Here is a 14134-nt window from a genome sequence, read left to right as displayed (position 1 = left end):
GCTTGGTTCTCCATTATAATTTTATCCATTTCTTAACCTGTTTCTCGGCCCCTTGCTTCATTTCCACCCAGTAACAACCCGGTGACAAATCACCCACATTCAAGTCCAATTTATAATTTCCGGTTCCCGACCTTTGATAAACCTTGTTTAGAATTCGTTTTCCGGAAAGGTCTATCACAAATAATTCTACCTGGGATTCCTTTTGTTCAATAGTAATGGTGATTTTGTCATTACCAGGATTAGGATACAAAACAAAACCCGGTTGTGTTATGTTGGTTTTAACATTGGTTGGGTCAACCCTACAATGACCGGGAATATTGGCCTCTAACCAGGCACAGCGGTTCGAAATCCAATTTTTCAAGGTATCCAATCCGGCAAGGTATTCAGTGGCAACAGCACCTACTTCCGGAGCCACAACCGCTTGTCCTAAAATATTCCATTTGCTGAAATGCCTTTCCTGGGAATGTTGCACCCGCAAGGCTATGCTATCAATAAAATGATTTAGGTATTCCGGATTTAGAAACCTATCCCGGTAAAATTCATAACGGCAGCGCAATTCATTGGCATACATACTGTCCTGGAGCAAACGAACATAATATCCATTTGAATTTACATCCTGACCGCCGCAATCATTGATAAGGTAAGCCCAACCCGAACCATCAAACACTTCATTCGACGGACAGCCCCAAATATTTTTAAATGCCCAGTCAAAATCCCAAACCGGTCCGGCCTTCATTTTTCCACCTTTTGAAAACTTGTCCTTATGGTAGAAAATACTCTTTTTAAATCCATCAAAGTTCCTGGCTAATTCATTCACCAAAAAATAATCAATAAATGATTTTACATCCATGTAGTGGCGGTAACCCAAGGCTGTATCGCTAAAGTTATCGGCATAGAGTGCGGTTTCCATGCTATCAACATAGGAAGCGATATAGTTTTTTTGTGGCAATTGAATGGCAAATTCGTCCGGATATTCGTACACATAATGAATGTCTAAACCGGGGTGATCGATAGGAGAATAATTGGAAAGAAAACTGTTGTTATCGTTCCAATAATTTTGCTGAAGAATATAACCGCCGGTTAGCTCATCCCCGAGTGTATCTGCCGGGTTCAGTTTAGAAATATTTACTCTTCCGGCATCCCTTTTTACCTTTTCTCCAATCAGGTAAACACCTTGATAAACACTATCAACCAGCACTTCGCAAAGTTGTTGCCTGATGCTGTAATTGCCCATTTTTGCAAACAAATCGTAGGCTATTAAGTTTCTCATCAAACTCATATCGCCATAGTTAGAAATCAACACCCAATCGTTTTCGCTTGGCATACCTAAAATAGAAACATCGTTGTTTGTACCATCTGCATTCCGGGTTTCAAAACCATACGGATGTTGAGGAAATCCGGATGAAGTGGCTCCACGAATTTCTATTCCAACCATTCCGCTATACACATTCGACGGACTAGTAACATAAGTTAAGCTGCCCAGTCCGTTGTATTTAATTTCCATTTGGCAATCGATTTTGGTATCCGGAACTATGGTTTGTCCGCCGGTATTTATAAGTACCAATGGAAGTTCGGTGCTATCGAGTTGAACAGGTTGAAAGGGTTTTATACACAAGCGAAAATCACCAGTTGCACCGCCATAACCGAAAATTTGCACGTAAATTGTCTCACCCACCGGCAAACTTTCCAATTGCAAGTACGAAAAATAGCCTTCACCGGCATCATCGTCACAAGCTAGTATTTGAAGACTATTGCAATCATCTCCCCTCCAGATACTCATTCCTGTATCGTTCAAATTGCCGCTATCGGTTTCAAAGCGAAGGTTCCCGGGGGCAGGCACTACCAGTTTAAACCATATATCCGAACCTTGATAACTCGAACAATTTGGCAACAAGCCTGTTCCCGGATAATCGGAATTATTGGCCAAGGTGCAAGTAACCGTATCTACCGGAATGGCAACACAGGGGTGAGCTCCGGGCAAGGCTTGAGTGGTGCAATTACCAACTGAGGCAAAAGCCAGGCCGGCAGTTGGATTGGGTCCATTTTGAAATATCAGTTGGTATGCTCCATCCAACAAGCGATATGAATTTTCTTCCTCCCAATCTCCGGCGGTATAAACCAATTCCAGGCTATCTCCGTCGCATAGTTGAAACGTTGCTGAGCTAGAAGCATTTTGACCACTATAAATACCGACAGAAGCTTGATTAACAAACACTTCCAAAGAACCTCCATTCCATCCATCGCCATACGAATCTTGCATAATTAGAGTGTAGGTACAACATTGTGAAAACGCAATCCCGGTGCTGAAAATTGAAAGGAGAAGTACGAATAGGCCGGTAAGCCCAAAAGAAAAAGCCCGCATAGGTATCCAGTTAAAACGAGGATGGAAAAGTAAGGTTTTTTAAACACACAAGGATGAAAGGTGGGTAGGATTATTTGGCGGGCTCCATTCCGCCCCAAACAGTGCATTTTTTGAAAAGGAGTAAGATTAAGGGGCGGAATGGCCACGCTTTCGGCGGTAGTCCTCGCCCCATTCCGCTTAGGCTGCATGGGGCTGTGGGCTACACTGCCTCAATCGTTGCCCGGGGATGAAGTGCAAAACCCAAGCTTGAAATAGAACCTTTCGATTACGTAAGAAACTATGTACAAAACGTCCGGGCAGGGATAGAGCAGGCTACCCCACAGGACCACGCGGCGCTAGCCAAGTGGGACGAGGAGTAGCAGCGATAGCCCGGCCCAGCCGCCTTGCAATACGTTAATTCATGCACAAATATTGGTGGCGGATGGGGCCCGCCAAATAAAAAAAACTAAATCAATGGCGACAATCACAATTCAAAATCCAAGGCTGAATCCCTTTCTTAAGCACATGAATTTTAGGACAACTGAAACTATAATATTCCAAACCCAAAAGTACGGGCGGTTGACCTTTTATCAATGAACCTATCCATTGATTACCGGTACTAAAATTTGGATCAACCAGGTTCAAGGGAGCAGGCTCACAACTTTCGGAACTTTGCACTAAAAAATCATCCAACAGTTCACCGGTAAGCTTGTTCTTGATTATATAGTGGTAAGCCTGACTCGATTGCTTCGTCATGGTATGAACATCAATCTGAAATTCATTATAGGTAGCAGTAAAGTATGCGTTTTTTTGAATTTCTGAACGCCAGAAAGAAGGCAGAGTCGAATTTTGCTTAGCAAAGTCAACCGCCTTACCAGGAATCCAAGAAACCATAGACAAACCTTTACTCATAAAGATATTTACTTTATTTATGGTAGCCAAACTATTAATTAAATCGAAATTTTGGACAGGGAATTTAGACAAATCCAATTGAAAACCAATCATATAATCACCCACCTCAAATCCTCCTTCCTCCCAATTATCGTAAGGGTTTAAAACGGCAACCAAGTCCAAAGACTTGACCGGTGCAGACCAGATATTATTGGATTTATAATCAAAAATCCATACCTTTTCGTTTTCAGAAATTGATGCCTTCTTAAAAAAGTCCTTTCTAGTTTCGGATGGAAGCAGGAATTTAAAAGCCGAATCTTTAGGCCAGTCAGAAATATCCGGAAAGGGAATATAGACAGAATCGGATGGAATATAAACCAAATCACTAAGACTAATAAAGGCAAATTCGGTATTATTCAAATTCTGGTATGTCCCCACCGGAAACAAACGGGGATTTTGACAAAGGCCCAAGCCCTGAAGCAAAAAAAACAGGATAAAGAAAGAAAAAAATTTCACGATATTTTAGTTGCCGGAGCTAAACAAAAACCAAGCCAGGGAAAACAAAAATAAGGTCTATTTTTCCAAGGCATTAATTAGTTTATTCAAGGTAAGTTTGAATTGTTGAATTTCCTCTAAATTAAGGACAGAATTATTCAATGAAACAATAAGATTTTCAGGAATACAAAAGGCTTTTTGCCTTAAATCAGAACCCAATTCTGTTAATTGAATTTTGACTGATCGTTCGTCACTTGGAGAGCGTTTGCGTATAACCAGATTTTTGTCTTCTAATCGTTTAAGCAGGGGAGTTAAGGTATTGTAATCAAGATACAATTTCTTACTTAACTCCCCTACGCTTAGGTTATCATTTTCCCATAAAACCAACAACACCAGGTATTGAGGATAGGTTAGCCCCAATTCCTCCAACAAAGGAGTATAAACCCGTGTAGTTAGCCTGGAGGCCACATAAAGTGGGAAACAAAGCTGGTTTTCGAGTAAAAGGACTTCATCCTTAGCCATTGGCCAATAGTTTTTGAAGAGTTGGTTCGATGTCTTTGGGTAAAACTGTTGGAGCAAAACGTTCCACAGGATTTCCATTTCGATCGATGACAAATTTGGTAAAATTCCATTTGATTTCGTCAATCAAAAAGCCACCTTGTTCCTTTTTAAGGTATTTAAAAATTGGATGCGCATTTGAACCATTAACATCAATTTTTTCAAACATGGGAAAACTAACCCCGTAGTTAAGTTGGCAAAACTCCTGAATTTCGGAGGCATCACCCGGCTCTTGTCCGGCAAATTGGTTGCATGGAAATCCGAGAATTACCAAACCTTGGTCCTGGTATTTTTTGTACAAGGATTCCAAGCCTTCAAACTGAGGGGTTAAACCACATTTGCTAGCCGTGTTTACTACTAAAATTACTTTGCCTTTAAACTCTTCCATAGAGCAGGCTTGGCCATTAATTCGATTGGCTGAAAAGGAATAAAAATTGGTTGTTGACATGATTATCTATTTTGATTTTATTTTTTTGATGAGGTTAAAGGAATCCATAGACCATAAAGCCCAATAGATTAGAATAGGTTGAAATAAAAGTCGAATCAGGCGTTTGGATTCTGTATCCAGACCAAAAGCATTAATATCATAGTAGTATTGATTAATATTTCCTGGAAAAACCAAAATGAGAAAGATAGCTAATCCAATTCCGAAATAGGGCCTGAGTTTGGGGAGAAAAAGCATTCCAAATCCGATAAACAGTTCCATCCAACCGGAAACAAGCACAACCCAATCTTTATCAAAAGGCAACCAGGTTGGAACCTCCGCTTGAAATTCTTGCCTGAAAAAGCTTAAATGACCTATACCGGCAAATAGAATAAAACATGCTAAAATCAGGCGAGCAAGGTTTTTAACAAAAAGGGAAATGCTTAATTGCTTCATTTTAATCGCACAAGATTAAATCGTACACGATGCAAATATCCGATATTTTTGAATTCTCGATTTATAAAAAAACTAAAAAATTACATGGGTAATTCTTCCACCTGCAAAACCGGAATTTCCAAGGCACTTGAGTCGGGCAGCAATGAATCAGTCTTATGAAGGAACTCTTTTGCCCGGCCGGTAAGTTCCACACCCGGCAACAAATCATTTTTTACTTCTTCAGTAATAACCCCTCTTTTAACCAAATGGCCTGAAATGATTCGGAAATAACCTTCCATATCCGAACGCAGATGTCCATTTTCATCAAAACGATACTTAAACCATTTGGGGCTTGGAATAATAGAGGCAAGGAAAATACTTTCGTTTAAGGTAAGGTTTTCCGGTGCTTTTTTAAAATAAAAATCAGATGCTTCACCAATGCCATAAATTCCGGGGCCCCATTCAATTACATTTAAATAAACTTCGTACATTCTTTCTTTAGAAGTTAGTCTAAGATTTTCAATTAACCAAACCATTAATATCTCTTCCAGCTTACGTGCCATGGTTTTGTTCCTGGTCAAAAACACATTTTTTACCAGTTGCATCGAAATGGTTGAAGCCCCTCGAACAAACCGTTTGGCTTTGGCATTAGCTGTTATGCTTGATTTAAAGGCATCCATATTAAATCCCAGGTGTCCAAAGAAACTTCCATCTTCACTGCTTAAAATGGATTGCTGTAGGAGTGGACTAATTTTATCAAGCGGAACAAAGTCCGGATTAGAAGGTCCAACTGCAAAGGTTTTCATTGGAACCCCATTTTCATAAGCTGTATAGAGGAATTCCGAATTCATTTTGGACAAATTCTCGGCCCCCATCTTAACTAATTTAAATCCTTTCCTGTTCAATCCGGCATCAAATTCCACCTGATCCGGATTATCCAGGTCGAGGCTGAAATTCAAATAAAATGACAAATTTCCCTGGGTCTGAATACCTTCCAAATTGGTAAACAAACCTGTAGGCAAGGAATTAAAAAATGCCTGACTGGAAGTTTCGGGCATGGTTAAATTCAGCTTGACCTGACGGCTAAGTTCCTTCTTAAACTGAAAAAAAGTATGCGCTGCAACCTCCCCCAAAAAGAACTTGGAAGTGGTATCTACAGTCACAAAATCCTTTCCAATTTTCAAATCAATTTCTCCTCCGCACTTTGGAATAGCAACAGGTCTGGGGGAAATTCTCCAGTGTTCCATCTCCCAGTTACTGCACCTCATTTTTGATTTCAACTCCAACACTCCACCGCTTACACCTTCATCCCGAAACTCAAAATCCAAGGTATCCATACTAAGCCTAAATCCTATCAAGGGCAGTAGAACCGGAACATTTCCCTTTTTTCCATTTCGAATAATAGATCCGGATATAAGACGATTCGATTTGTCGTTTGTTCCAATAAAATGCCAATAACTCTTATTTCCTGATTCATAAATTCCTGCCCAGAAATTATATTCTCCTTTCTCCGACCTAATTGAATCAATAATGATCTGTGTACAAACCAGGTCCTTAATTCCCGAAATCCTTAAATCATGAACAGAATAAGAGGCCGGCAATAAATCAAACAAGGTACTCAACAACCTATCTACCAAGGCTGCATAACCTTTTGAATCGCCCCCACTCTTATCATTTGTTACCGAATCCTTGGCTAATAAAAATTGAAAATTTTTTGATCCGAAAATATCTTTGGGGTGCAGATAAAGCTTATCCAAACTTAATGATTTAACATTAATCCTTCCCATCAACAAGGAAGTTAAGCGAATCTCTATCTGAGCTTCTCCCAAAAACAACAAGGTATCCTTGGGTTTAGGAACCACAGCTAACTGCTGAATGGTTACCGATGCAATTCCTGTAAATTTTGCCTCCGAATAGCTAATTACAATTCCTTTGTTGTTTTGGAATTGTTCAATCTTCTTCGATAAAACAGAATTTAATACCGTGTTTCTAAACGAAAAAATTAGAAGCAGAAGGATCAATCCTAAGGCAAAAAACCATATACCTATTCGGATGAATTGCTTCATTTAGCGATCATTTCTTCTAAAACCAAATCAATCAAGGTTTCGATGGATTTTTGGGAATTTTTACTGTATTCCTTTTTAATACGGTTAGCAATAATGGCGCAGATAGTTATGCAATTGTGACCTAAAGCCCTTCCCAGACCGTAAAGTGCCGATGTCTCCATTTCGAAATTGGTTATACGATGTTCCTGATAATGGAAATCGGTTAAGAGTTCATTCAAATCCTGTACTAAAGGTTTTAATCTCAATTGCCTTCCTTGAGGACCAAAAAATCCTGGTGCAGTAGCAGTAATTCCTTGTTTAGTAAAAGGCAATGCCTTCTTCAGCAGCGATTTACTTCCTTCAACAAACACTGGTAAATGAAGGGTAGCCGGCCATTGGGTATGTTCCTCAAATGCATCTGCCAATTCCTCTTCCAAATCAGTATGATCTAATTCATAATAATTCAACAAAATATCCAACCCCAAACCAAATGTACTGGCAACATAGGCATCTACCGGAATATCTGCTTGCAGGGAGCCTGAAGTACCAATACGAATCAAATTTAATTTCCTGAGATTCTTTTTTATCTCTCTGGTTTTCAAATCAATATTAACAGCCGCATCCAATTCATTTAATACGATATCAATATTATCTGTACCAATTCCGGTTGAAATAACAGTAACCAATTTCCCCTTATACTCTCCGGTATGGGTTATAAATTCCCGATGCTGACGTTCGAAATGAATTTTATCAAATCGAGCAGAAACTGTCTTGACCCTACCTGGATCACCAACTAAAATTACATGATCTGCTACCATTTCAGAGCTAAGCGCAATGTGGTAAACACTTCCATCCGGATTTAAAATTAATTCAGATTCCTTTATTGCCATAATGAGGCAAAGATGCAAAAGGGATTGGATATTTTGGAATTCCTTTTAAACATTCGATTATTTATAATTCCTCTCCAGCAACCCCTTGTCCATCAAACATATTCATCTTACCTTTGCAAATCAAAATTTCAAAATGAGTAACCCTAACAAAATTCTAGTTCCAATCGATTTTTCAGAGCAAGCAATTATTGCCTTTGAGCAAGCCCAAAATCTAGCCAAAGTTTTTAATGCTGAAATTACGCTATTGTTTATTGAAGAAGAATCCAGTCTGTTAGGCAGGTTGTTTCAGGACGATAACGAACAAATCGAAAGAAAAAAGCTTCATGAACAACTTCAGGCTAAATTAGATTCTTTTGCTAAAGATGCAGAAAACAAAAGTGGAATTCGGGTTGATACAGTGATTAGTCATGGTAAAATTTATGAAAAAGTTACGGAAGTAGCAGAAATGATTCAGGCTACCTTCATCTGCATGGGTACGAATGGCTCCATTGGAATTAAAAAGAAATTTATTGGTAGTAATGCACTTAGAGTGGTTCGGGAATCAAAAATTCCGGTTATTACCATTCATGGAAAAAATCATCGACGCGGCTGTAAAAACATTGTATTACCTTTAGATTTAACAAAAGAAACCCGCGAAAAAGTAAATCGGGCAATTGAGTTTGCTAAACATTTCGGGTCCACCATTCGGGTCGTTTCAGTTATTACCAGCACCGATGAATTTGTAGTCAACCGTTTGACTCGCCAAATGGATTCTACACAAAAATTTATCGAAAAGGAAAATGTTGAATGCACCGCAGAAATTATTCGTTCAGGTCGCACAGGTGAATCGGTTGCGGATAGCGTTATTGATTATGCAAACAAAGTAAAAGCCGATTTGATTATCATCATGACTCAACAAGAGCTTGAATTTACCGAAATGTTCATAGGTTCAGCCGCACAAGAAGTTATTAATAACAGCGAAATTCCGGTGATGAGTATTGTACCTCAATTGAAAAAGGATACTACCGTATTTCATCCATATTAAAATCCAACTCCCATTGTTGAAAGCCTCGAATTTTCGGGGCTTTTTCATTTATACCTAGCTTAAAATTCAACTTAACTTTTGCTTTCAAATGGAATCCGTGCTACGAGACATAACAGATTTTAGTATGGAGTTGGCTTAATGAAATCCATGAGGAGGAATTGGCATTTTTTTAAATTTCTTGTATGCGGGCCCCCTCCGCCCTAAATTACTTTTGCAAAACCCCAAACAACCTGCATGGGCGTTCGGGTCACGCTATCGGCTGTAGTCCTCGTCCCCCTAGGCTAAAGCCGTAGTGGTCCTGTGGGCTACTTGCCTCTATCGTTGCCCGAGGTGCAACCTATCACAGTATTGCTAACCCAACCTATTATGGTAACTGTCACTTTTCTGCAAGTGAAAATATTGAAAATTAATAAACCCAAAATTGTCATTTGAAACGAAGTGAACAAATGACAAGCGCGATGGGATGTGGGGTAATTTGGGTTAATCCCGAGCTAGTGTTAGTTAGTGCCGAGGTTACATTATGTTAGACCTAATTTTACCAATAAAGCTAATTCTTAAATAGGTCTTACATAATGTTCTCTCGGTAAAAATTACTAGAAAGCCTTACTAACACTTGTCTCGAAACGTAGTTTAAAATTTCTAATGACAATTTTGGGATAAACTTCAAGAATGCAAAAAAAAACGCCCCTTACACTGGTAAAGGGCGTTATAATTAAACAAAACTAAACTTTCTAATTAAACTCTTTCAAGTTTAGAAGCCATTAGTTGTTCGTACTCTGATTTAGAACCTACGATTAATTTATCGTAATCTCTCAATCCGGTTCCGGCAGGAATCAAGTGACCAACAATAACGTTTTCTTTCAATCCATTCAAAGTATCTACTTTACCTGCAACAGCAGCTTCATTTAATACTTTAGTGGTTTCTTGGAAAGAGGCAGCAGAAATAAAGCTATCTGTTTGTAAGGATGCCTTGGTAATACCTTGCAAAATTTGTTGGGAAGTTGCAGGCACAGCGTCGCGAGCTTCAACTAGTTTCAAATCTCTACGTTTTAGAGCAGAATTTTCGTCTCTCAATTTGCGGGCAGTAATAATTTGACCAGCTTTTAAGTTTGCACTATCGCCTGGATCAACAACAACTTTTCTTCCGTAAATCCAATCATTCTCTTCCATAAACTCGGCCTTATTTACGATTTGATGCTCCAAGAAATTGGTATCACCCGGATCGATAATATCAACCTTACGCATCATTTGTCTAACGATTACTTCAAAATGCTTATCATTAATCTTCACACCTTGCAAACGATAAACCTCCTGAATCTCGTTAACCAAATACTCCTGAACCTTAGTTGGACCTTTAATGGCCAAGATATCAGTTGGAGTAATAGCACCATCACTCAATGGTAATCCGGCTTTCACAAAGTCGTTTTCTTGAACAAGGATGTGTTTGGTTAATGGAACCAAATATTTCTTCACTTCACCGGTACGGCTTTCAACGATCAATTCGCGATTACCACGTTTGATTTTTCCAAAAGTAACAATACCATCAATCTCCGAAACTACAGCAGGATTAGAAGGATTACGTGCTTCGAATAACTCAGTTACACGAGGCAAACCACCTGTAATATCTCCACCTTTAGAAGCGGATCTAGGAATTTTAACTAATATATCACCTGCTTTAATTTTAGCACCGGCATCAACAATAATGTGGGCGCCAACAGGAATATTATAAGTTTTTAAAACCACACCTTTTTCAACAACACGTATTGCAGGGTTTTTGGTTTTATCGCGGCTATCAATGATAACTTTTTCTTCGTAACCGGTAGTTTCATCACTTTCGCTACGGAATGTTACACCTTCCTCAATTTGCTCGTATTCTACTTCACCAGCTTGGTCAGAAAGAATTACAGCATTATAAGGGTCCCATTTACACAACAAATCACCTTTCTTAACTTCAGCATTTGGTTTTACAAACAAATGAGAACCGTAAGGTACAGTGGCTGTTGTTAACTGAATACGGGTGTTTTTATCGATAATTCGCATCTCAGCCGAACGACCAATTACGATATCGTATTTCTCTGTATCATTTTGACCGGCAACAGTTCTCAATTCATCAATTTCAATGATACCATCGTATTTGGCTTCAATTTTTGATTCAGAGGCAATACGCATAGCGGCACCACCTACGTGGAAGGTACGCAAGGTTAATTGGGTACCGGGTTCACCGATAGATTGAGCTGCGATAACCCCAGCCGCTTCACCTTTCTGAACCATTTTACCGGAAGCAAGGTTACGTCCATAACATTTTGAACAAACACCGCGGCGAGATTCGCAGGTCAATACTGAACGAATTTCAACAGCTTCAATTGGTGACTCTTCAATAGCTACAGCAATTTCTTCAGTAAACTCATCACCACTATTGATGATAAGCTCACCTGTTTGCGGATGGTAAATATCATGAACTGAAGTACGACCTAAAATACGATCATACAACGATTCAACCTCCTCGTCATTATTCTTCAAGGCTGTGGCAACCAAACCGCGTAAAGTTCCACAATCAGGTTCAGTAATAATTACATCTTGTGCAACATCCACCAAACGACGAGTTAGGTAACCGGCATCAGCAGTTTTCAATGCGGTATCAGCCAAACCTTTACGAGCACCATGGGTAGAAATAAAGTACTCCAGAATGGATAATCCTTCCTTAAAGTTTGAAAGAATCGGGTTTTCAATAATTTCTCCACTACCTGCACCTTTCTGAGGCTTAGCCATCAAACCACGCATACCGGCCAACTGACGAATTTGCTCTTTAGAACCACGGGCTCCGGAATCAAGCATCATATAAACAGAGTTAAATCCTTGCTTGTCATTCGTCATTTTATTCATAACCACTTGTGTAAGTCGGCTATTCGTATGTGTCCAAATGTCAATAATCTGATTATAACGCTCGTTATTGGTAATGAAACCCGCTTCAAAATTGCTTATTACCTCTGTAACTTGCTCATTAGCGGTTTTCAATAAAGTTTCTTTCTCATCAGGGATAATTACGTCACCAAGATTAAAGGAAAGTCCTCCACGGAAGGCACTCATAAATCCAAGTTCCTTAATGTCGTCAAGGAATTTGGCAGTAGTAGCAATACCGGTTCTTTTCAAAATTTGACCAATAATATCTCTTAATGATTTTTTAGTCAAAAGTTCATTGATAAAACCAACATTAGCAGGAACAACTTGGTTAAATAATACTCTACCAACCGTAGTTTCAATCAGCTTTAAAGTTAAATCGCCGTTTTCATCCAAAACATTAACCTTAACTTTTATCCAGGCATGTAAGTCAACTTTTTTCTCGTTGTGAGCTACTATAACTTCTTCTGGTGAATAAAAAGCCAAACCTTGTCCTTTAACTACAATATCTGCTGCAGTTTTCTTCCCTTTGGTCATGTAATACAATCCAAGAACCATGTCCTGAGAAGGTACAGTAATTGGTGCTCCATTCGCCGGATTAAGGATATTGTGAGCTGCAAGCATTAGCATTTGAGCTTCCAAAACAGCAGCATGTCCAAGAGGTACATGCACCGCCATTTGGTCACCATCAAAGTCAGCATTGAAGGCTGTACAAACCAAAGGATGCAATTGAATAGCCTTTCCTTCTATCAATTTAGGTTGGAAAGCCTGAATACCAAGTCGGTGCAAAGTTGGGGCACGGTTTAATAGAACAGGATGTCCTTTTAATACATTCTCCAAAATATCCCAAACAACCGGATCTTTGCGATCAACGATTTTCTTAGCAGATTTCACAGTTTTTACAATACCTCTTTCCAACATTTTGCGAATGATAAAAGGCTTGTAAAGTTCAGCAGCCATATCTTTAGGCAAACCGCACTCGTGAAGTTTCAATTCTGGACCAACAACAATAACAGAACGAGCCGAGTAGTCTACCCTTTTTCCTAATAAGTTTTGACGGAAACGACCTTGTTTACCTTTAAGACTATCTGATAATGACTTAAGTGCTCTATTTGATTCCGTTTTTACTGCGTTTGATTTCCGAGAATTATCTAACAAAGAATCAACCGCTTCTTGAAGCATCCTTTTTTCATTTCTAAGGATTACCTCAGGAGCCTTAATCTCAATTAAACGTTTTAAACGATTATTACGGATAATAACCCTACGATATAAGTCGTTTAAGTCGGAAGTAGCAAATCGACCTCCATCCAAAGGAACCAAAGGACGCAATTCTGGTGGAATAACCGGAACAACTTTTACAAGCATCCATTCCGGTCTATTCTCCATATGGGAATTAGCTGAACGGAAAGCTTCTACTACTTGCAAACGTTTCAATGCTTCTGTTTTCCTTTGTTGAGAAGTTTCATTGTTGGCTTTGTGACGCAAAAAGAAAGATAATTCATCCAAATTAATACGACTCAACAATACTTGAAGTGCTTCTGCACCCATTTTGGCAATGAACTTATTTGGATCACTGTCATCAAGATATTGGTTATCTTTAGGAAGAGTTTCAAGAATATCAAGATACTCATCCTCAGTTAAGAAATCCAATAAATTAACCCCATCTGCAGCTTTAATACCAGGTTGGCAAACCACATAACGTTCATAGTAAATAATGGAATCCAATTTTTTGGTCGGTAATCCCAACAAATAACCAATTTTATTCGGCAATGAACGGAAATACCAAATATGAGCAACCGGAACAGTTAGGGTAATATGCCCCATACGTTCACGGCGTACTTTTTTCTCGGTAACTTCAACACCACAACGATCACAGATAATTCCTTTGTATCGAATGCGCTTGTATTTACCGCAATGACATTCCCAATCCTTTACAGGACCGAAAATTCTTTCGCAAAACAAACCATCACGTTCAGGTTTGTATGTACGATAGTTAATAGTTTCAGGCTTTAACACCTCACCACTCGAACGCTCAAGAATTTTCTCAGGCGAAGCCAATCCGATGATGATTTTGGTGAAGTTAGTTTTTAGTTTAATTTCCTTTTTGTTTGACATGTGTCAGGAATAAAGGTT

Annotated in this window: 9 protein-coding genes; 1 reads left to right on the top strand and 8 read right to left on the bottom strand. The window is 39.1% G+C overall.

Annotated elements, in window-relative coordinates; all coding sequences use genetic code 11:
• Positions 1 to 13 precede the first annotated feature (13 nt).
• The 7 genes from K1X82_01185 to K1X82_01155 form a co-directional block, all read right to left on the bottom strand.
• Positions 14 to 2260: a CotH kinase family protein gene (locus tag K1X82_01185; protein ID MBX7180695.1), complete on the bottom strand. Its 2247-nt coding sequence runs from the start codon at positions 2258 to 2260 to the stop codon at positions 14 to 16.
• 552 nt (positions 2261 to 2812) lie between these two features.
• Positions 2813 to 3652 (bottom strand): hypothetical protein, encoded by an 840-nt coding sequence (locus K1X82_01180; protein ID MBX7180694.1) that lies wholly within the window; start codon positions 3650 to 3652, stop codon positions 2813 to 2815.
• A gap of 153 nt (positions 3653 to 3805) precedes the next feature.
• Positions 3806 to 4249, bottom strand: a complete 444-nt coding sequence (locus K1X82_01175) for a MarR family transcriptional regulator (GenBank protein MBX7180693.1) — start codon at positions 4247 to 4249, stop codon at positions 3806 to 3808.
• On the bottom strand, positions 4242 to 4733 hold the full coding sequence (locus K1X82_01170; GenBank protein MBX7180692.1) for a glutathione peroxidase: 492 nt from the start codon (positions 4731 to 4733) through the stop codon (positions 4242 to 4244). Before K1X82_01170 ends, K1X82_01175 begins: the two co-directional genes overlap by 8 nt.
• A gap of 6 nt (positions 4734 to 4739) precedes the next feature.
• Positions 4740 to 5165: a hypothetical protein gene (locus tag K1X82_01165; protein ID MBX7180691.1), complete on the bottom strand. Its 426-nt coding sequence runs from the start codon at positions 5163 to 5165 to the stop codon at positions 4740 to 4742.
• A gap of 80 nt (positions 5166 to 5245) precedes the next feature.
• On the bottom strand, positions 5246 to 7210 hold the full coding sequence (locus K1X82_01160) for a transglycosylase domain-containing protein (GenBank protein ID MBX7180690.1): 1965 nt from the start codon (positions 7208 to 7210) through the stop codon (positions 5246 to 5248).
• Complete coding sequence (locus tag K1X82_01155) at positions 7207 to 8079, bottom strand: nucleoside phosphorylase (protein ID MBX7180689.1); 873 nt, start codon at positions 8077 to 8079, stop codon at positions 7207 to 7209. The genes K1X82_01160 and K1X82_01155 overlap by 4 nt, the downstream gene beginning before the upstream one ends.
• Positions 8080 to 8212: 133 nt before the next feature.
• On the opposite strand from K1X82_01155, the gene K1X82_01150 reads away from it, so the two are divergent.
• The gene (locus K1X82_01150; GenBank protein ID MBX7180688.1) at positions 8213 to 9103 is read left to right on the top strand and encodes a universal stress protein; all 891 of its coding nucleotides are present in this window, start codon (positions 8213 to 8215) and stop codon (positions 9101 to 9103) included.
• A 735-nt stretch (positions 9104 to 9838) separates the two neighbouring features.
• On the opposite strand, the gene rpoC is transcribed toward K1X82_01150, so the two are convergent.
• Positions 9839 to 14116 carry a DNA-directed RNA polymerase subunit beta' gene (gene rpoC, locus K1X82_01145; protein MBX7180687.1) on the bottom strand — a complete coding sequence of 1426 codons (4278 nt, stop codon included), beginning with the start codon at positions 14114 to 14116 and terminating at the stop codon, positions 9839 to 9841.
• Between the last annotated feature and the right edge of the window lie 18 nt (positions 14117 to 14134).

This window comes from Bacteroidia bacterium (assembly GCA_019695265.1).
In the GTDB taxonomy this organism is placed as follows: Bacteria; Bacteroidota; Bacteroidia; order JAIBAJ01; family JAIBAJ01; genus JAIBAJ01.
This window is presented reverse-complemented; position numbering and strand designations above follow the sequence as displayed.

Excerpts from the sequence above, each read along its gene's own strand:
- K1X82_01165 (MBX7180691.1), bottom strand. The coding sequence starts at position 5,165 with ATGAAGCAATTAAGCATTTCCCTTTTTGTTAAAAACCTTGCTCGCCTG.
- K1X82_01160 (MBX7180690.1), bottom strand. The coding sequence starts at position 7,210 with ATGAAGCAATTCATCCGAATAGGTATATGGTTTTTTGCCTTAGGATTG.
- K1X82_01150 (MBX7180688.1), top strand. The coding sequence starts at position 8,213 with ATGAGTAACCCTAACAAAATTCTAGTTCCAATCGATTTTTCAGAGCAA.
- K1X82_01185 (MBX7180695.1), bottom strand. The coding sequence starts at position 2,260 with ATGCAAGATTCGTATGGCGATGGATGGAATGGAGGTTCTTTGGAAGTG.
- rpoC (MBX7180687.1), bottom strand. The coding sequence starts at position 14,116 with ATGTCAAACAAAAAGGAAATTAAACTAAAAACTAACTTCACCAAAATC.
- K1X82_01170 (MBX7180692.1), bottom strand. The coding sequence starts at position 4,733 with ATGTCAACAACCAATTTTTATTCCTTTTCAGCCAATCGAATTAATGGC.
- K1X82_01155 (MBX7180689.1), bottom strand. The coding sequence starts at position 8,079 with ATGGCAATAAAGGAATCTGAATTAATTTTAAATCCGGATGGAAGTGTT.
- K1X82_01175 (MBX7180693.1), bottom strand. The coding sequence starts at position 4,249 with ATGGCTAAGGATGAAGTCCTTTTACTCGAAAACCAGCTTTGTTTCCCA.